General features: G+C 61.0%; 17 protein-coding genes. 7 read left to right on the plus strand and 10 right to left on the minus strand.

Annotation, left to right across the window (positions count from 1 at the left end; translation table 11 throughout):
* The first annotated feature begins 22 nt into the window (after positions 1-22).
* The 4 genes from EIY71_RS02115 (at position 23) to EIY71_RS02130 (ending at position 5,904) form a co-directional block, all read left to right on the plus strand.
* Positions 23-1,438, plus strand: coding sequence for a sigma-54-dependent Fis family transcriptional regulator (locus tag EIY71_RS02115; RefSeq protein WP_134020273.1), 1,416 nt, complete (start codon positions 23-25; stop codon positions 1,436-1,438).
* A gap of 274 nt (positions 1,439-1,712) precedes the next feature.
* Positions 1,713-3,104, plus strand: a complete 1,392-nt coding sequence (locus EIY71_RS02120; RefSeq protein ID WP_007952055.1) for a GntP family permease — start codon at positions 1,713-1,715, stop codon at positions 3,102-3,104.
* 7 nt (positions 3,105-3,111) lie between these two features.
* The gene (hbdH, locus tag EIY71_RS02125) at positions 3,112-3,885 is read left to right on the plus strand and encodes a 3-hydroxybutyrate dehydrogenase (RefSeq protein ID WP_134020276.1); all 774 of its coding nucleotides are present in this window, start codon (positions 3,112-3,114) and stop codon (positions 3,883-3,885) included.
* Between the two features lie 63 nt (positions 3,886-3,948).
* Positions 3,949-5,904, plus strand: a complete 1,956-nt coding sequence (locus tag EIY71_RS02130) for an acetoacetate--CoA ligase (RefSeq protein WP_134020279.1) — start codon at positions 3,949-3,951, stop codon at positions 5,902-5,904.
* Positions 5,905-5,910: 6 nt separating this feature from the next.
* Here EIY71_RS02130 and EIY71_RS02135 read toward each other — a convergent pair whose 3' ends face one another.
* Positions 5,911-7,020 carry a PilT/PilU family type 4a pilus ATPase gene (locus EIY71_RS02135; RefSeq protein WP_134020282.1) on the minus strand — a complete coding sequence of 370 codons (1,110 nt, stop codon included), beginning with the start codon at positions 7,018-7,020 and terminating at the stop codon, positions 5,911-5,913.
* Positions 7,021-7,145: 125 nt separating this feature from the next.
* On the opposite strand from EIY71_RS02135, the gene EIY71_RS02140 reads away from it, so the two are divergent.
* Both EIY71_RS02140 and EIY71_RS02145 read left to right on the plus strand, forming a co-directional pair.
* The gene (locus EIY71_RS02140; RefSeq protein ID WP_134020285.1) at positions 7,146-9,683 is read left to right on the plus strand and encodes a PAS domain-containing sensor histidine kinase; all 2,538 of its coding nucleotides are present in this window, start codon (positions 7,146-7,148) and stop codon (positions 9,681-9,683) included.
* Between the two features lie 50 nt (positions 9,684-9,733).
* Entirely contained in the window at positions 9,734-10,009 is a 276-nt protein-coding gene (locus EIY71_RS02145) for a peptidylprolyl isomerase (protein ID WP_007952044.1), read from the plus strand.
* A 48-nt stretch (positions 10,010-10,057) separates the two neighbouring features.
* Here EIY71_RS02145 and EIY71_RS02150 read toward each other — a convergent pair whose 3' ends face one another.
* From EIY71_RS02150 to EIY71_RS02190, 9 genes are all read right to left on the minus strand, one after another.
* A complete protein-coding gene (locus EIY71_RS02150) occupies positions 10,058-10,993 on the minus strand; it encodes a sugar kinase (RefSeq protein WP_134020288.1) in 936 nt (311 codons plus the stop codon).
* Entirely contained in the window at positions 10,993-12,213 is a 1,221-nt protein-coding gene (locus EIY71_RS02155) for an amino acid deaminase (RefSeq protein WP_102718114.1), read from the minus strand. Before EIY71_RS02155 ends, EIY71_RS02150 begins: the two co-directional genes overlap by 1 nt.
* A 39-nt stretch (positions 12,214-12,252) precedes the next feature.
* Positions 12,253-13,017 (minus strand): IclR family transcriptional regulator, encoded by a 765-nt coding sequence (locus EIY71_RS02160; RefSeq protein WP_085745508.1) that lies wholly within the window; start codon positions 13,015-13,017, stop codon positions 12,253-12,255.
* Positions 13,018-13,260: 243 nt separating this feature from the next.
* On the minus strand, positions 13,261-13,650 hold the full coding sequence (locus EIY71_RS02165) for a RidA family protein (protein ID WP_007912330.1): 390 nt from the start codon (positions 13,648-13,650) through the stop codon (positions 13,261-13,263).
* A gap of 31 nt (positions 13,651-13,681) precedes the next feature.
* Positions 13,682-14,479 (minus strand): amino acid ABC transporter ATP-binding protein, encoded by a 798-nt coding sequence (locus EIY71_RS02170; RefSeq protein ID WP_134020291.1) that lies wholly within the window; start codon positions 14,477-14,479, stop codon positions 13,682-13,684.
* Entirely contained in the window at positions 14,476-15,138 is a 663-nt protein-coding gene (locus EIY71_RS02175; RefSeq protein ID WP_102686074.1) for an amino acid ABC transporter permease, read from the minus strand. The genes EIY71_RS02170 and EIY71_RS02175 overlap by 4 nt, the downstream gene beginning before the upstream one ends.
* 9 nt (positions 15,139-15,147) lie before the next feature.
* Positions 15,148-15,810, minus strand: coding sequence for an amino acid ABC transporter permease (locus EIY71_RS02180; RefSeq protein WP_007960243.1), 663 nt, complete (start codon positions 15,808-15,810; stop codon positions 15,148-15,150).
* Between the two features lie 51 nt (positions 15,811-15,861).
* Complete coding sequence (locus EIY71_RS02185; RefSeq protein WP_102686073.1) at positions 15,862-16,710, minus strand: transporter substrate-binding domain-containing protein; 849 nt, start codon at positions 16,708-16,710, stop codon at positions 15,862-15,864.
* Positions 16,711-16,983: 273 nt separating this feature from the next.
* Positions 16,984-17,130: a hypothetical protein gene (locus EIY71_RS02190; protein WP_256578341.1), complete on the minus strand. Its 147-nt coding sequence runs from the start codon at positions 17,128-17,130 to the stop codon at positions 16,984-16,986.
* Between the two features lie 202 nt (positions 17,131-17,332).
* Here EIY71_RS02190 and EIY71_RS02195 point away from each other — a divergent pair, with 202 nt between their 5' ends.
* Positions 17,333-17,764, plus strand: coding sequence for a co-chaperone YbbN (locus EIY71_RS02195; RefSeq protein ID WP_085745504.1), 432 nt, complete (start codon positions 17,333-17,335; stop codon positions 17,762-17,764).
* The last annotated feature ends 117 nt before the right edge of the window (positions 17,765-17,881 follow it).

Genomic DNA, 17,881 nt, shown 5'->3' on the forward strand with positions numbered 1-17,881 from the left:
ACTTCCGCCAATGGACGCCGCCATGAACACCACCGAAAGCCTCAAGGATTACCAACGGGTTCGCACGCTGGCGATCCGTTCGTTGTTCGAGATCATCGAGCAATCCAGTGAAGGCACGGTGATTGTCGACCGCGACGCGAACATCGTCTGGATGAACGAGCGCTATGCCCGGCGCTTCGGGCTCGACTCCGCCGCCGGGGCCATCGGCAAGCCTTGCGAAAGCGTGATCCCCGGCAGCCTGCTGCGCGAAGTGGTGCGCACCGGGCGGCCGATTCTGCTGGACATGCAGGACACCCCGAAAGAACCGCTGGTGGTGATGCGCCTGCCGATTCATGACGACGCCGGCGCGGTGATCGGCGCCATCGGTTTTGCCCTGTTCGACGAACTGCGCACGCTGTCACCGATGCTCAAGCGCTACCTGAGCATGCAGGAAGAGCTGGCCTCGACCCGCTCGCTGCTGCGTGCCCGCCAGACCAAATACAACTTCGCCCACTTCATCGGCACCAGCGCTGCCAGCCTCGAGGTCAAGCGCCGTGCCCGTCGCAGCGCCAGTGCCGAGTCGCCGGTTCTGTTGCTGGGCGAAACCGGCAGCGGCAAGGAATTGCTGGCCCAGGCGATCCACGGCGCTTCACCTCGGGCGCACAAGGCGTTTGTCAGTATCAATAGCGCGGCGATTCCCGAGGCGTTGCTTGAAGCCGAGTTCTTCGGCACCGCGCCGGGCGCTTTCACCGGCGCCGATCGCAAGGGCCGCACCGGCAAGTTGCAGATTGCCCAGGGCGGGACGCTGTTTCTCGACGAGATCGGCGACATGCCACTGCCGCTGCAAAGCAAATTGCTGCGGGTGTTGCAGGAAAAGGAATTCGAGCCTGTAGGCTCCAACGACGTGATCCAGAGCGATGTTCGGGTGATTGCCGCAACCTCGACGGATCTGGAAGCGGCAATCAAGCGCGGCGAGTTCCGCGCGGATTTGTATTACCGGCTCAACGTGCTTCCGATTCAGGTGCCGCCGCTGAGGGAGCGGCTGGATGATCTGCCGGCGCTCAGTGAGGCGATTCTTGAGGAGTTGCGCAGTCAGCACGAGTTGAACCGTGAAGCGCTGGAGCTGTTGGGTCAGCATGCCTGGCCGGGGAATATCCGCGAGCTGCGCAATGTGCTGGAGCGGGCGGCGCTGCTCAGTGATGACTTGATGCTGACGGCGGATGACATTCGGGCGGCGATTGGCACGTTTACTCCGGTTGAGCGAACGCTGACGCCTCTGTCAGAGCCGGCAACCAACGAGACTTTCAGTCAGGCCCGCGAGCGGTTTGACCGACAGTTCATTCAATCGACCCTCGCGCAATGCGGGGGCAAGGTGATTGAAGCGGCTGAGCGGCTGGGGCTTGGGCGGTCGACGCTTTACAAGAAAATGATTGCGCTGGGGATCGCAGAGTCTCAATAAGGAGACACAATTCTCCAAATCAAGACAACATCCAAAGCATCGCGGACAAGCCCGCTCCCACAGGGGAATGCGTTCAACTGTGGGAGCGGGCTTGCCCGCGAAAGCGTCCACTCAGTCATAGAAGTCTCCAAACAGAGATAAATCCTCGAAAGCCATCACCAAAAATCAAACTAATTCCTTTTTATTTCAAAAACTTAACCATCTGGCACAGATCTCGCTATAGCCCTCCCCACACCCGTTCCACCCACAAAAATAACAATCGAAGGAGCACACCATGAGTGTGATCATCGCCTTGGCAGCCCTCGCGCTGCTGATGCTCGCGGCCTACCGTGGCTACAGCGTTATCCTTTTTGCCCCGATCGCCGCCCTCGGCGCCGTCCTGCTCACCGACCCGTCTGCCGTCGCCCCTGCTTTCACCGGGGTGTTCATGGAGAAGATGGTCGGTTTCATCAAACTCTACTTTCCCGTATTCCTGCTCGGCGCCGTGTTCGGCAAGCTGATCGAACTGTCGGGTTTCTCCCGCTCGATCGTCGCGGCAGCGATTCGTCTGCTCGGCACCCGCCAGGCGATGCTGGTGATCGTGCTGGTCTGCGCCCTGCTCACCTACGGCGGCGTTTCGCTTTTCGTGGTGGTGTTCGCGGTCTACCCGTTCGCAGCGGAAATGTTCCGCCAGAGCAACATCCCCAAGCGCCTGATTCCGGCGACCATCGCCCTCGGCGCGTTTTCGTTCACCATGGACGCCCTGCCCGGCACGCCGCAGATCCAGAACATCATCCCCAGCACCTTTTTCAACACCACGGCGTGGGCAGCGCCATGGCTGGGTGTGATCGGCACGATTTTCGTGTTCTGCGCCGGCATGCTGTTCCTGCAGCGCCAACGCAACAAGGCGCAGCGTGCCGGTGAAGGCTACGGCACCGAACTGCGCAACGAACCGGAAACCGCCGAAGACCTTAAGCTGCCGAACCCGTGGATTGCCCTGTCGCCGCTGCTGGCGGTGGGCATCATGAACCTGCTGTTCACCCAATGGATTCCGCAGTGGTACGGCAAGACCCACAGCCTCGCGCTGCCGGGAATGGCCGCGCCGGTCACTACCGAGATCGCCAAACTCACGGCGATCTGGGCGGTGCAGGCAGCCCTGTTGGTCGGCATTCTGATGGTGCTGGCATTCGGTTTTAAAGCGATCAAAAGCAAGCTCGCCGAAGGCAGCAAAAGCGCAGTCAGCGGTGCGCTGCTGGCGGCGATGAACACTGCGTCGGAATACGGTTTCGGTGCGGTCATCGCCTCGTTGCCGGGTTTCCTGGTGCTGGCCGACTGGCTCAAGAGCATTCCCAATCCGCTGGTCAACGAAGCGATTACCGTGACCCTGCTGGCCGGTATCACCGGTTCTGCTTCAGGCGGCATGAGCATCGCGCTGGCAGCGATGTCGGAGCAATTCATCAGCGCCGCTCACGCCGCCAACATTCCGCTGGAAGTGCTGCACCGGGTGGCCGCGATGGCCAGCGGCGGCATGGACACCCTGCCGCACAACGGCGCCGTGATCACCCTGCTCGCCGTCACTGGTCTCACCCACCGTGAGGCCTACAAGGACATTTTCTGTATTACGCTGATCAAGACCCTGGCGGTTTTCGTGGTGATCGGCACTTTCTACGCCACTGGCATTGTGTGAGGTATTGATGACGACTCTTTCTGGCAAGACCGCACTGGTTACCGGTTCCACCAGCGGCATCGGGCTGGGCATCGCCCTGACGCTGGCCAAGGCCGGCGCCAACTTGATCCTCAACGGTTTTGGCGACGCCTCCAAGGTGATCGCCGAAGTCGAGCAGTTCGGCGGCAAGGTCGGCCATCACCCGGCAGACGTCAGCGATCCGGCGCAGATCGCCGACATGATCGCCTACGCCGAGCGCGAGTTCGGCGGCGTGGACATTCTGGTTAACAACGCCGGCATCCAGCACGTTGCGGCGGTGGAAGAATTTCCGGTGGAGCGCTGGGATTCGATCATCGCGATCAACCTGTCGTCGGTGTTTCACAGCACTCGCCTGAGCCTGCCGGGCATGCGCGCCAAGGGATGGGGGCGGATCGTCAACATCGCCTCGGTGCACGGCCTGGTCGGCTCCACCGGTAAAGCTGCGTATGTGGCGGCCAAGCATGGCGTGATCGGCCTGACCAAGGTGGTCGGCCTGGAAACCGCCGCCAGCAACGTGACCTGCAACGCGATCTGCCCGGGCTGGGTGCTGACGCCGCTGGTGCAGAAACAGATCGACGATCGCGCAGCCAAGGGTGTCGACCCGCAGCAGGCGCAGCACGATCTGCTGACCCAGAAACAGCCGTCGCTGGAGTTCGTCACCCCGGCACATCTGGGTGAGCTGGTGTTGTTTCTGTGCAGCGAGGCCGGCAGCCAAGTGCGTGGCGCCGCGTGGAATATCGATGGCGGGTGGCTCGCGCAATAAGCTTGCAATTGATCGCTCCCACGCTGTCGTGGGAGCCTTCTGACAAACAATAAGAGGCAACCCATGTCCGACATTCTCTGGCAGCCCGATGCCAAACGCATTGCCCGGTCCCGCATGGACGGCTTTCGGCACTTCATCAATCAACGCCATCACCTGCACCTCGACGATTACCCGGCCCTGCATCAATGGTCCATCGACCAGCGCGAAGCGTTCTGGCAGGCGATCGTGGATTTCTTCGGCATCAGTTTTCACACCCAACCGGACGCCGTTCTGCGTGGAGGCCTGAAAATGCCGGGTGCCGAATGGTTTCCCGGCGCCACGTTGAATTTCGCCGAACACCTGTTGAGCCGACGCGACGATGCCATCGCCGTGATCGCTATCGGGGAAAACGGCCAGCGTGAGCTGCTGACCTGGGCCGAACTGGCCCAGCAAGTCGCCGGTTTTCAGGCCAGCCTGCAAGCGGCCGGCGTCGTGGTCGGCGACCGGGTTGCCGCCTGCATGCCCAACACCTGGCAAACCCTGGTGGCGATGCTCGCGACCACCAGTCTCGGCGCAATCTGGTCGTGCTCATCGCCGGACTTCGGCACCCACGGCGTGATCGACCGCTTTGGCCAGATCGAACCGAAAGTGCTGATCACCTGCGCCGGTTACCGCTATGCCGGCAAAGAGATCGACCAGACCGTCAAGATCAATGAAATCCTCGAACAACTGCCGACCTTGCACCAGTTGATCATCGTGCCCTACGCGCGACCTCAGGCCCATGCCACGGATTACCGGACACCCGCCAACGTCACGCTGTGGGACGACTTCTATGAACCGGGCGATGAGCCGCAGTTCGTCCCGGTGCCGTTCGATCATCCGCTGTACGTGCTGTATTCCAGCGGCACCACCGGCGTACCGAAGTGCATTGTTCACAGCACCGGCGGCGTGTTGCTGCAACACGCCAAGGAGCACGGGCTGCATGTCGACCTGGGCCCCGGCGACCGTCTGTTCTACTACACCACCTGCGGCTGGATGATGTGGAACTGGCTGGTCTCGGCACTGGCGGTCGGCAGCGCGGTGGTGCTGTATGACGGCTCACCGTTTTATCCGGACAACGAGCGATTGCTGGAGCTGCTCGACGACGAGCAGGTCAGCGTGTTCGGCACCAGCCCGAAATTCCTCGCGACCCTGGAAAGCAGCGGCATCAAGCCGCGCGAAAGCTACGACCTGAGCCACCTGAAAACCCTGCTTTGCACCGGCTCCGCGCTGTCGCCGCAGAGTTATGACTTCGTTTATCGCGACTTCAAACCGGACGTGTGCCTGTCCTCGATGTCCGGTGGTACGGACATCGTGTCCTGCTTCGTCAACGGTAACCCGATGTCGGCGGTTCGCCGGGGCGAGATCATGGGCAAGAGCCTGGCCATGGCGGTGGAAGTGTGGAATGACGCCGGGCAACCGGTGATCGGCGAAAAAGGTGAATTGGTATGCACTCGACCATTCCCGGCGATGCCCATCGGACTCTGGAACGATCCCGATGGCGAAAAGCTGCGCAAATCCTATTTCAGCCAGTTCCCCGGCGTCTGGGCCCAGGGTGACTATGCCGAACAACTGCCCCACGGCGGGATGCTGATTCACGGCCGCTCCGACGCTGTCCTCAACCCCGGCGGCGTGCGCATCGGCACGGCGGAGATCTACCGGCAGGTGGAAAAAGTCCCGCAAGTGCTGGACAGCGTCGCCATCGGCCAACAGTGGCAGGATGACGTGCGGGTGGTGCTGTTCGTACGCCTCAAGGACGGCCTAACGCTGGATGAGGCGCTGCAACAGCAGATCCGCCAGGTGATCCGCGCCAACACCACGCCGCGCCATGTACCGGCGAAAATCGTCGCAGTCACCGACATTCCGCGCACCATCAGCGGCAAGGTGGTGGAGCTGGCCGTGCGCAATGTGGTGCACGGTGATCCGGTGAAAAACACCGATGCCCTCGCCAATCCGCAAGCGCTCGAGCAGTTTCGCGATCGGGTCGAACTTCGCGACTGACGCCTGTCAGTCCATCAGTCCCCACTCGCCGGTCGAGGGCGGTGGGGACGGCATGGTGTCGGCGTGCAGCTTCAGACGCAGGCGCAGGTTATTCACCGAATCAGCATTTTTCAGGGCCTCGTCTTCATCGATCACCCCTTCTGCTACCAGCGCGAACAGTGCACCGTCAAAGGTCTGCATGCCCAGTTCCGCCGATTTTTCCATGATGGTTTTCAGCTCACCAAAATCATTGCGCCGGATCAGGTCGGCAATCGTCGGCGTGCCCAGCATCACCTCGGCGGCGGCCCGTCGCTGACCGTCCCGGGTTCGCACCAGACGCTGGGAGACGAACGCCTTGAGGTGATTGCCCAAGGCATGCAGCAATTGCGGGCGACGCTCTTCGGGAAAGAAATTGATGATCCGGTCCAGCGCCTGATTGGCGTTGTTGGCGTGCAATGTCGACAGCACCAGATGCCCGGTTTCGGCGAAGGCCAGCGCATGTTCCATGGTCTCGCGATCACGGATTTCGCCGATCAGCACCACGTCCGGCGCCTGGCGCAGAGTATTTTTCAGCGCAGCGTGAAAGCTTCGGGTATCGACCCCGACTTCGCGCTGGTTGATGATTGATTTTTTGTGGCGATGGATGTATTCCACCGGGTCTTCAATGGTGATGATGTGCCCGCTGCTGTGGCGATTGCGATGATCGATCAATGCCGCCAGCGAGGTCGACTTGCCCGAGTCCGTAGCACCGACAAACAGGATCAGCCCCTGTTTGAGCATCACCGTTTCCAGCAATACCGCTGGCAATTTGAGGTCTTCGAATCGCGGAATGTCGAGTTTGACGTTACGAATAACGATCGACACGTCATTGCGTTGTTTGAAAATATTGACCCGGAAGCGGCCGATCCCGGTGCGGGAAATCGCCAGGTTCATTTCCAGATCCCGGTCGAACTCCCGGCGCTGCTCGGCGTCCATCAGGGAGGCGGCGACAGTTGCCACTTCGCCGGGTTTGAAGGGTTGCTCGCTCAAGGGCGTCAGCACCCCGTCGAACCGCGCACTGGGCGGTGCGCCCGTGGACAGGAACAGATCCGAACCGTGACGGCTCGCCAGTTGTTTGAGCAGTGCGTCGATTTCCATGGCCAAAAGCACCTGCGAAGCTTTCAATGAACACAAGACCGCGCCGTGACGCGACGTGCCTTACAGCGTCTACCGCACTAGGATAGTAGACGCCGCCTCACCGACCGACGCCCAGGATTGATGTGATGAACGCTGTACCGAACACCAACGACGCCCAGGCATTGATTGCCCGCACCGACTGGAGCCGCAGCCCGCTGGGCGCCGCTGGCACCTGGCCACAGAGCCTGCGCACCGCGGTGGACATCGTGATTCACTCGCCGATGCCGATGCTGCTGTTGTGGGGCCCGCAACTCACCCAGATCTATAACAACGGCTTTGCACTGCTCGCCGGGAGCAAGCATCCGCACGCTTTCGGACAACCGGCGCACCAGATATGGCCGGAACTTAGAGACTTTACCGACCCGATTTACAGCGCCGTCCTACAAGGCCAGGTGCGAACCTACAGCGAACGGCGCTTTACCCTGCAACGTGACGGCCAGGACTCCGACTTCTGGCTGGACCTGACCTACAGCCCGATCCGCGACGAAAGCGCGCAAGTGGCCGGGATTCTGGTCACCGCCATCGAAACCAACGAACGCCGGCGCATCGCCCTGGAACTGCAGCAGCGCTCCGAAGACAGTCTCAAGGCCCAGCGCGAAAGCGAAGAGCGCCTGCAACTGGCGCTGGCGGCCACCGATGCGGTCGGCACCTGGGATTGGGACATTGGCGAAGACCGCTTCATCGCCGATGCGCATTTCGCCCAGTTGCACGGTGTCGATCCGGCCCTGGCCGGTCAGTTGCCGATCAGCGAGTACCTGCACGGCGTGCACCCCGAAGACCGCGCTATGATCGCCCGCAGTATCAAGCATTGCATTACCCACGGCACCGAATACGCCGAGGAATACCGCCTGCTGCAAGCCAATGGCGAGCTGCGCTGGGTGTTCGCCCGCGGGCGCTGCTACAAGGATCATCACGGCCGGCCGATACGTTTTCTCGGCGCGGCGCTGGACCTGACCGAACGCAAGCACACCGAACAGGCACTGCGGCAAAGCCAGACCGAGCTGCAACTGATCATCAACGCCATGCCGATCCTGATCAGCTATGTCGACCACGAAGAACGCTTTCGCCTGAACAACGCCGCGTACCTCGACTGGTACGGGCTCACGCCGCAAGAGCTGTACGGTCGCACGATCCGTGAGGTGATCGGCGAAGAGGCCTATTTCCTGCGGGCGCCGTACATCGCCGAAGCACTCGCCGGTCGGCCCTGCTCGTTCAGCCTGTACACGCCGCACCGTGATGGCAGTCAGCGGCACGCCTTGATGAACTACCTGCCGCGCCACGGTGCGGATGGAGCAGTGAACGGTTTCTACATCTTCGTGATCGACGAAACCGAACGAAAAAAGACCGAAGAAGCCCTGCGCAACCTCAATGAAACTCTTGAGGAACGCGTCAGTGCGCGCACCGAACAACTGGCCCAGGCCAACCAGCGCTTGCAGAACGAAATGTTCGAACGCGAGCGCGCCGAAGATGCCTTGCGCCACGCGCAGAAAATGGAAGCGGTCGGCCAGCTCACCGGCGGCATCGCCCATGACTTCAACAACATGCTGACTGGCATCATCGGCAGCCTCGACCTGATGCAGCGCTACATCGCCAATGGCCGCGCCGATGAGATCGGCCGTTTCACTGACGCGGCGGTGTCCTCGGCCAACCGCGCGGCGGCACTGACCCACCGTCTGCTGGCGTTCTCCCGGCGTCAGTCGCTGGATCGCAAGACCCTCGACGTCAACGAGCTGATCCACTCGCTGGAAGACCTGATCCGCCGTACCAAGGGTGATCCGATCGAACTCAAGTTGCGCCTGGCCGACAACGTATGGTCCGTCAGTACGGATGTCAGCCAACTGGAAAACGCCCTGCTCAACCTGGTGATCAACGCCCGCGACGCCATGCCCGACGGCGGCGAGCTGTTGATCGAAACGGCCAACGTCTACCTCGACGGCAACGACATCACTACCCTCGAACCGGTCAAGGCCGGTGATTACCTGATGCTGGCGGTGAGCGACAACGGCACCGGCATGACGCCTTCAGTACGTTCCAAAGCGTTCGATCCGTTCTTTACGACCAAACCCATCGGGCAAGGCACCGGGCTCGGCTTGTCGATGATTTATGGCTTTGCCCAGCAATCGGGTGGGCACGTCAGCCTCGACAGCCTGCCGGGTCAGGGCACCTGCGTGCGTCTGTACTTGCCACGCTTGTATGCACTGGAAGCGGAGCTGCCGGCAATCGAAGCGGTTGCCGAGGCCCCCGCTGTCGCCACCGGCGAAACCGTGGTGGTGGTCGAGGACGATCCGGCGGTGCGCATGCTGGTCATGGACCTGCTCAAGGAGCTGGGTTATCGCGCCCATGAGGCCGAAGACGCCAAGGGCGCCCTGCCGTTGCTCGAATCGGATCTGCGGGTGGACCTGCTGGTAACCGATGTCGGCCTGCCGGGCATGAACGGCCGGCAAATGGCGGAGATCGCCCGGCAGCATCGTCCGGGACTCAAAGTGTTGTTCATGACCGGGTACGCGCAGAAAGCCGCCGAGCGTCAGGGCTTTCTTGAGGACGGTATGGACATGGTCGCCAAACCGTTTTCCATCGAACAGCTGGCCGGCAAGATCCGAACGATGATCAGCCAAAACCCGTGACTTGAGGCATAATCCGCGCCCCGCCGTCACCCCGCTACAGGTATTGCACGATGAAAGCCCAAGCCCGCCACATTCTGGTGAAAACCGCCGAAGAGGCTGAAAAACTCAAACAACGCATCGCCAACGGTGAGGCGTTCGATGTGCTGGCGAAGAAATTTTCGACTTGTCCATCCGGCAAGCGCGGCGGCGATCTGGGTGAAGTGCGGCCGGGGCAGATGGTCGGTGCGATCGATGCGGTGATTTTCAAAAAACCGCTGCGCACCGTGCACGGGCCGATCAAGAGCAAGTTCGGGTATCACCTGGTACAGGTGTTTTACCGCGACTGATCCAGTGCCCGAAGGCGCGGCTTTCGGCAGCGCCTTCAGGGATCGGCATCAATCCCTGGGGATCAACGCCCCAGGCACTTGAATGACCTGACTGGCCAAGCGATGCCCCGCCTCCGCCGCCTGCACAGGGCTTGCGCCGGACAAGCGACTCGCTAGATACGCCGCACTGAACGAATCCCCCGCTGCCGTGGTGTCCACCACCTTCTCGACCTTCTGCGCCGGGACTTCGAACGCTTCCCCGTCGCAACGGATCAGACAGGCTTCAGCGCCACGCTTGAGCACCACTTCCGGCGTGCCGATCTGCGCGTACGCTTCAAACACCGCGTCACAGTCTTCGAAATGGAACAGCGCCTGTTCGTCGTCCACCGTCAGCAACGCCAGATCGACATGGGGCAACACGCTGCGATACGCCGCCCGCGCCTCTTCCACCGAAGCCCACAGGCGTGGGCGGTAGTTGTTGTCGAAGACGATTCGCGCGTCACGCTGACGGGCTTCGATCAAGGTCTCGATCAGTTTTTCCCGCCCCTGCGCACCGAGTACCGCCAGCGTGATACCGCTGAAATACAGCACGTCGTAATCCGGCAGCGCCGCCAGAATCGGCGCGGCCGCCGGCGTGGTGAAGCAGTCGCGAACGGCGGCTTCGTTGCGCCAGTACAGAAAACGACGTTCGCCGGCGGCGTCGGTCTGGATGCAATACAGACCCGGCAGACGACCGGGTAAACGCTGGACCATATCCAGACCAATGCCTTCGTCGGCCCAAATGCGGCACATCGCGTCACTGAAGCTGTCATCACCCAGCGCCGTGACGTAATCGACCTGCGCGTTGTCGCCCATGGCGCGGGACAGATAGACCGCCGTGTTCAGCGTGTCACCGCCAAAGCTCTGTTGCAGGCTGCCATCGGCACGTTGCTGGAGTTCGATCATGCATTCGCCGATCAGGGCGATGCGCGGGGTGTTCGGACCCAATGCACTGAGCGAGTTCATCAGAAGCAGGTTTCCATGGTTTCGATCACCGACAGCTGCTCGTCCACCAGCAGCCCCACGCGCCACTTGTCGAAGGTCAGGCATGGGTGCGAAGTGCCAAAGGAAATGATGTCGCCGACGCGCAATTCCACGCCGGGCGCCACGGTCATGAACGCGTGCTGGTCCATCACCGCCGTCACCTTGCAGGCGCCGACATCGTCGCCCACTGCCGGCAGCACGCCGGCCTTGTAACGCAGCAACGGCACCGGCATCCCGGCATCGAACGCCACGTCACGCTTGCCCAGGGCAATCACCGCAAACCCCGGCTCCGGCAGCGACTGCACGTGCGCCCAGACTTCCAGCGCCGGGCGCAGGCCTTCGTGCAGGTCGCTACGACGGTCGAGCACGCAGCACTGCGCCTCTTTATAGATGCCATGGTCGTGAGCGACATAACTGCCGGGACGCAGCACGCTGAGGAAACGCCCGCCAGCGTTCTGCGCTTCGAATGATTCGGCGATCAGGTCGTACCACGCCGAACCCGACGCGGTGATGATCGGCTTGGCGATGGCGAACGCGCCGCTGTCCTGCAACTGCACCGCCAGGCGCACCAGCGAGGCCGCGAATTCACGGATGCCGCTGACGGCGTGATCGCCATGGATCACGCCTTCGTAACCTTCGATGCCGGTCAGGGCCAGCGCTGGTTGCGCGCCGATGGCCTTGGCCAGTTCGATGACTTCCTGCTCGCTGCGGCAACCGCAACGGCCGCCGACCACGCCGTATTCGATCATCACGTTAAGCCGCACGCCGCGCGATGCGAAATAAGCGCCCAGATCGGCGACGTTGTCCGGGTGATCGACCATGCAATAGAAATCGAAGCCGGAATCGGCCGCCAGCAGATCGGCGATCAGCGCCATGTTCGGTGTGCCGACCAGTTGGTTGGCCATCAGCACCCGACGTACGCCGTGGGCGTATGCAGCGCGGGTCTGGGTGGCGCTGGCCAGGGTGATGCCCCAAGCGCCGGCGTCGAGCTGACGACGAAACAGCGCCGGGGTCATGCTGGTCTTGCCGTGGGGCGCGAGTTCGGCGCCGCTGTCGCTGACGAATTTCTGCATCCAGCGGATGTTGTGTTCCAGCGCTTCGCGGTGCAGCACCAGCGCCGGCAGGCTGATGTCACGCACCAGTTGCGCGCCGACGGCGGCATCGCCCTTTTCCACGGCAGCAGTGTTGTTGGCAGTCGTCATGGTCGAACTCCTCACAGTCGCGCCCGCAGGCAGGCGCGGTTATTCGTTGATTCGCCGGGCGAGGCTGTTGGCACTCTCGATCAAGACCCGGCGATAGTCGTTGTAATTAGTCTTGGCATCGGCGCGCGGGGCGACGATGCACAGGGTGCAGATGGCCACGCCTTGAGGGTCTTTGACCGGGGCGGCGAAGCAATGGGTAAAGGTGTCGGCGACACTGTCGAAGGAGAAGAAACCGTCGATGCCGGCCTGACGGATTTCCGCCAGAAACGTCTCCATCGGCAGGCGTTCGCCACCCGGCAGAATGAAATCGTCTGGGTCGATCAGGTCACTGATCTGCTGATCGCTCAAGTGCGCCAGCAGCAGGCGCCCGGACGCGGTCCACGGGATCGGCGCGTTTTCACCGATATCGGAAGAAATGCGGAAATGCCGCTCGCCCTCCTTCATCAGCGCCACCGTGTATTTGCGCCCGTTGAGCAGGCACATCTGCGCCGTTTCCCGGGTCTGGCTGACAATCTCCTGCAACGCGTGATCGGCCTCGCGACTGAGGTCGAAATGGCGCAAGTGCGCCTGGCCAAGGAAGTACAGCTGACGACCGAGATAGACGTGACCGTCCTTGCCCACCGGCTCCAGAATCCGCCGCTCGAGCAATGACGCCACTAGCTCGTAGACCGTGGATTTCGGGCTGCCGATGCCGTTAGCGATGTCGTTCGGGCGCAGTGGCTGGCCGATTTCCTTGAGGAAATCGAGGATATCGAACGCCCGGTCCAGACCGCGTGCCCGGCGCTTGATGGTGTCTTCGGTCATTTCTGTTGTTCCCATAAAAGATGCCGGGGATGGTAACTGGCCCTTGGCGTTGTGTCAGTTGGATCGCAGCCCTCACCCCCCGCCCTCCCGAAACGTCGGACCGCCCGGAGGGAGAGGGAGCCTGACCGTATCGATGCAAATGCCATCGTCTGGCACAACAATCTGCATCGATAGAGATCAGTCCCCTCTCCTGGGGGAGAGGGCCAGGGTGAGGGGGCTATGGCCTCAGCGACGCCACATCACTCAAGCCTTCTTCTTGTACGCAATGCAGTCGATCTCGACCTTGCAGTCGACCATCATGCTCGCCTGCACACAGGCCCGGGCCGGTGCGTGTTCGGGCTTGAAGTACTCGCCGAAGACCTTGTTGAAACTGCTGAAATCCCGCGGATCGTCCAGCCACACGCCGGCGCGTACCACGTCTTCCAGGCCATAACCGGCCTCTTCGAGAATCGCGATCAGGTTCTTCATGGTCTGGTGCGTCTGCTCGACGATGCCGCCCACAATGATCTCGCCATCCACCGCCGGCACCTGCCCGGAAACGTGCAGCCAGCCATCGGCCTCAACAGCGCGGGCGAATGGACGTGGCTGGCCGCCAGCGGCGGTGCTGCCGGTGCCGTAACGAGTAATGCTCATGGGTGTTTCTCCTGATTGAAAAAGTGAAAAGTCAGAACCGCGTGCTTTTGAGAAATTCCGCCAGCCGCGGCGATTGAGGACGCTCGAACAGTTCCTTGGGAGGCCCCTGCTCTTCGATGCGCCCCTGATTCATGAAAACGATCTTGTCCGAGACCTCGAACGCAAAACGCATTTCGTGGGTCACCAGCAACATGGTCATGCCGTCCTCGGCCAGGCCCTTGATCACGTTCAGCACTTCGCCGACCAGTTCCGGGTCGAGGGCCGAGGTGACTTCGTCGAACAGCATCAGGCTCGGGTTCATCGCAATCGCCCGGGCAATCGCCACGCGCTGCTGCTGACCGCCGGACAACTGGCCGGGAAAGTGATTGCGCCGCTCCAGCAGGCCGACTCGCTCCAGCCATTTCTCGGCCAGGACCACGGCTTCGTCCTTGTGCATCTTTTTGACTTTCAGCAAGCCGAGCGTGACGTTCTGCAACGCGGTGAGGTGCGGGAACAGGTTGAATTGCTGGAACGCCATGCCGGTCATCGCACGATGACGGGCAATGACTTTTTCCGGGTGGCGCACGCGCTTGCCGTTGAGTTCGTCATAGCCGATGGATTCGCCATCGAGCAGGATCTGCCCGCCCTGGAATTCCTCCAGCATGTTCACGCAGCGCAGCAGCGTGGTCTTGCCCGAGCCGCTGGAGCCGATCAGCGTCACCACGTTGCCGCGCTGCATGCTCAGGTCGACGCCCTTGAGCACTTCGACCGCGCCGTATTGTTTGTGCAGGCCACGGATGTCCAGCAGCGGCTGAGCGTTCTGGACGTTGGAAACTTGAGCTTGAGTCATGGCAGGGCCACCCGCTTTTCAATGTGCCGGCCGAGTAATTCGATGCCGTAGTTGATGACGAAGAACAGAAAACCGGCGAACAGGTAAAACTCCAGGGTCATGAACGTCCGGGCGATGATCTGCTGGGTGCTGAGCAACAGCTCGGCCACGCCGATCACCGACAGCAAGGTCGAGGCCTTGACGATTTCGGTGGACGAATTGACCCAGGTCGGCAGGATCTGCCGCAGTGCCTGAGGCAACAGGACGTAACCAAGGGACTGATAGAACGTCAGGCCGATGGCCTTGCCGGCTTCCATCTGCCCGCGTGGCAACGCCTGCAACGCACCGCGCACGATCTCGGCAACGTGGGAGCCGCAAAACAGCGTCAGCCCCAAGGCACCCGCCTGAAACGCACTGATCTGCCAACCGAGCGCCGGTGCCATGTAGAAGCACGCCAGCACCAGCACGAACACCGGCGTGCCGCGAATCAGATCGACATAAAAGCGGAACGGCGCGCGCATCCAGAACTTGCCGTAGGTCAGCACCAGCCCGGCGAATACGCCGATAAACGTGCCGAACAGAATCGCCAGCGCCGACACCTGCACGCTGGTCAGAAAGCCTTGCCACAAGGCTTCGCGAGCGATCCACAACTCATGCAACCAACTGGGAGATTCGTACATCGCAGCCTCCTATCGGCGGATCGCCAGACGCTGCTCGAGGTAACGCAGCAGCATGGCAATGAGGTAACAGGCCGCGACATACAACGCCGTGGTCACCAGCCAGGTTTCGATCACCCGGTAGCTTTCGACGTTGATCTTGCGCGCGTAATAGGTCAGCTCCGGCACCGCGATCGCGGCGGCCAGCGAGGTGTCCTTGAACAGCGAAATGAAGTTGTTCGACAGCGCCGGCAGCACGTTGCGCAACATCACCGGCACGGTGACGTAGGCTTTCACCTGCCACTCGCCCAGACCGATAGCCAGCCCCGCTTCGCGCTGGCCCTTGGGAATGCTCAACAAACCGCCGCGGAACACTTCGGTCAGGTACGCCCCGGCATACAGCGAAAGCGTGATGATGAACGACGGGATCTTGTCCAGCCGGATTCCCAGGCTTGGCAACGCAAAGTAGATCAACAGAATCAACACCAGAATCGGCGTGTTACGGATCACCGTCACATACACCGATGCCAGCACCCGCAAGGCGCGATGCCTGGACAGCAAGGCAAACGCCATCAGCAGGCCGATCACGCAGCCGATGGCGATCGACACCAGCGCCAGTTCGAGGCCCAGACCGAGCCCCGCCAGCAAGGTGTCGAAATCGCGCCACACGGCGGCAAAGTTCAACTGATAGTTCATGGTCGGCAGTACCTTGAGCGAGGCGCATCAGGGCGCCCCACTCTCACGGGATCATTTGAATTCGACAGGGAAACCGATGGCCGGCGATGGCAGATCCACGCCGAACCATTGCTTGAACGACGCGGCATAAGTCGGGAACTCGACGCCGGTCATGGCCTCATGAAGGGCGGTGTTGACGAAGTTCAGCCAGTCCTGATCGCCACGTTTGACGGCGCACGCGTAGGTCTGCGGGCTCCAGGCGTACGTCGGGCTGCGGTAGCGGCCAGGGTTCTGCACCATCAGGTATTTGACCGAAGACTGGTCGGTGGCGGCGGCATCGGCGCGACCGGAGTTCACCGCCTGGTACATAAGATCAACGCTGTCGTACTGATCGACCTTGGCCTTGGGCAGCGCCTGATGCACCAGCTCCTCGGCGTACACGTTCTGCAGCACGGCCACGGTCACGCCGTCACCACCGGCCTGCAGGTCTTCGATTTCCTTGTATTTGCTGTTGTTCGGCAGCAGCAGGCCGACGCCTTCGCGGTAGTACGGCAGGGTGAACGCCACTTGCTGCGCACGGCTGGCGGTGACGGTGATGAACTGGCAGCTCATGTCGACCTTGTCGGTCAGCAGGTTGGGAATCCGCGCATCGGAAGACTGCACAACAAACTCGACCTTGCTCGGGTCGTTGAACAGACCTTTGGCGACGATCCGGGCGATGTCGATATCAAAGCCCTGCAACTTGCCGTCCGCGCCCTGGAAGTGCCACGGCGCATTGGTGCTGCCGGTGCCCACAATCAGTTTTCCACGGGCCAGGACGCTGTCGAGCTTGCTGTCAGCCGCCTGGGCCATACCCACGACAGCGGACGAAGCCGCGAGAACAAAAACACACGCTTTGAACAAGGAAGGTCGGCGATGCATGGCAAGCACTCCAGGAAGTTGTTTATTCCGCTATACCGGAACACGGTTTGTTACTACGGAATAGACAGCAGAAAGTGTGCCACAGGATTCGCGGGGAATCTGCAATGGATTGAAAATTCTGAGGAATCAAAGAGATATGTAAAAAGAAAAAATAGAGGAACAGTGAGAGAGCGGAGCGTGCGCTACCGTTGGCTACAACAATGCGGGTAGCAGGTTCCCAGTCGGTGCACGGGTGATCGATTCAGGGGCAGTGTTTATTTCCGAGAACCAAGCTCAAAAGTCGTCTATCGAAACTTTTATGGTCGGATCATTTTCCCGCTCCTTGCAGAGAGCTATCAGCTCCAGATCCTCAAGGCGATTCATAAGCTCCTCATCAGTTTGTACTACGGAAACTGCTTTAAAACCTGCGTCGCTGCCCATCAGGAGCTCCTTTGATAAATGTCTGAAAACGATACCAGCTGCTTGGCCTCCGCGGATCTGAGTCTTCTGAGGGAATGCTCTTGCATCAAAGTAGGACGAAATCATCCTTTGTAGGACCTACCTGTAATTTCTGACAGTAGACCGCCGTTTTGCCCTGCTTTAACGTCAAAGGCCTTCCAGACTCATTGAAAAGGAGGCTCCAATGAGAACCCGTCCCCCCCACACAACGTTGCACCCCGCCTACCGCAAAGTGTTGAAGGGATGGCGTCCAGTGATTCTGTATTTCTACAGCGAGCACTGCGGTGCCTGTACCTATGCCAGCCCGGTTTTTCGTGAAATCGCGGAGCCTTATCGACTTCGGGCGAACATCTACATGCTCGAAGCGGAAAAGTCGCCCAATATTTCTCATGTCGACGGATTCCCTACGGTGCTTTTCTTTCAGGACGGGAAACTGCGGAAAAAACTCAAAGGCATTGGAGATGAAAGATCCCTTCATGAGCATTTCGCCGAACACATCGGCAAGGTGAAAGCACCCGCCACTTGCCGCAAACCCCGACACACCCTCTCCTGGCTGCACCAAACCCTCAGCACCCTCTGCACCATCCCCCGCGCAAAACGATGGAACTTTTCCTGAAAGTGCCACCTAAGAGCCATCAGGAAATGGCACCGTCGTTCCAATTGATCTGTAACAACTAGCCTCGAAGCCGGATTGGACAAGCTCCCATCCGGCTGCTTTTCTTTATTTCTCAGA

The organism is Pseudomonas sp. CH235, from assembly GCF_004368175.1.
GTDB classification, from domain to species: Bacteria; Pseudomonadota; Gammaproteobacteria; order Pseudomonadales; family Pseudomonadaceae; genus Aquipseudomonas; species Aquipseudomonas paraglycinae.

Excerpts from the sequence above, each read along its gene's own strand:
- EIY71_RS02115 (WP_134020273.1), top strand. The coding sequence starts at position 23 with ATGAACACCACCGAAAGCCTCAAGGATTACCAACGGGTTCGCACGCTG.
- EIY71_RS02120 (WP_007952055.1), top strand. The coding sequence starts at position 1,713 with ATGAGTGTGATCATCGCCTTGGCAGCCCTCGCGCTGCTGATGCTCGCG.
- hbdH (WP_134020276.1), top strand. The coding sequence starts at position 3,112 with ATGACGACTCTTTCTGGCAAGACCGCACTGGTTACCGGTTCCACCAGC.
- EIY71_RS02130 (WP_134020279.1), top strand. The coding sequence starts at position 3,949 with ATGTCCGACATTCTCTGGCAGCCCGATGCCAAACGCATTGCCCGGTCC.
- EIY71_RS02135 (WP_134020282.1), bottom strand. The coding sequence starts at position 7,020 with ATGGAAATCGACGCACTGCTCAAACAACTGGCGAGCCGTCACGGTTCG.
- EIY71_RS02140 (WP_134020285.1), top strand. The coding sequence starts at position 7,146 with ATGAACGCTGTACCGAACACCAACGACGCCCAGGCATTGATTGCCCGC.
- EIY71_RS02145 (WP_007952044.1), top strand. The coding sequence starts at position 9,734 with ATGAAAGCCCAAGCCCGCCACATTCTGGTGAAAACCGCCGAAGAGGCT.
- EIY71_RS02150 (WP_134020288.1), bottom strand. The coding sequence starts at position 10,993 with ATGAACTCGCTCAGTGCATTGGGTCCGAACACCCCGCGCATCGCCCTG.
- EIY71_RS02155 (WP_102718114.1), bottom strand. The coding sequence starts at position 12,213 with ATGACGACTGCCAACAACACTGCTGCCGTGGAAAAGGGCGATGCCGCC.
- EIY71_RS02160 (WP_085745508.1), bottom strand. The coding sequence starts at position 13,017 with ATGACCGAAGACACCATCAAGCGCCGGGCACGCGGTCTGGACCGGGCG.
- EIY71_RS02165 (WP_007912330.1), bottom strand. The coding sequence starts at position 13,650 with ATGAGCATTACTCGTTACGGCACCGGCAGCACCGCCGCTGGCGGCCAG.
- EIY71_RS02170 (WP_134020291.1), bottom strand. The coding sequence starts at position 14,479 with ATGACTCAAGCTCAAGTTTCCAACGTCCAGAACGCTCAGCCGCTGCTG.
- EIY71_RS02175 (WP_102686074.1), bottom strand. The coding sequence starts at position 15,138 with ATGTACGAATCTCCCAGTTGGTTGCATGAGTTGTGGATCGCTCGCGAA.
- EIY71_RS02180 (WP_007960243.1), bottom strand. The coding sequence starts at position 15,810 with ATGAACTATCAGTTGAACTTTGCCGCCGTGTGGCGCGATTTCGACACC.
- EIY71_RS02185 (WP_102686073.1), bottom strand. The coding sequence starts at position 16,710 with ATGCATCGCCGACCTTCCTTGTTCAAAGCGTGTGTTTTTGTTCTCGCG.
- EIY71_RS02190 (WP_256578341.1), bottom strand. The coding sequence starts at position 17,130 with ATGGGCAGCGACGCAGGTTTTAAAGCAGTTTCCGTAGTACAAACTGAT.
- EIY71_RS02195 (WP_085745504.1), top strand. The coding sequence starts at position 17,333 with ATGAGAACCCGTCCCCCCCACACAACGTTGCACCCCGCCTACCGCAAA.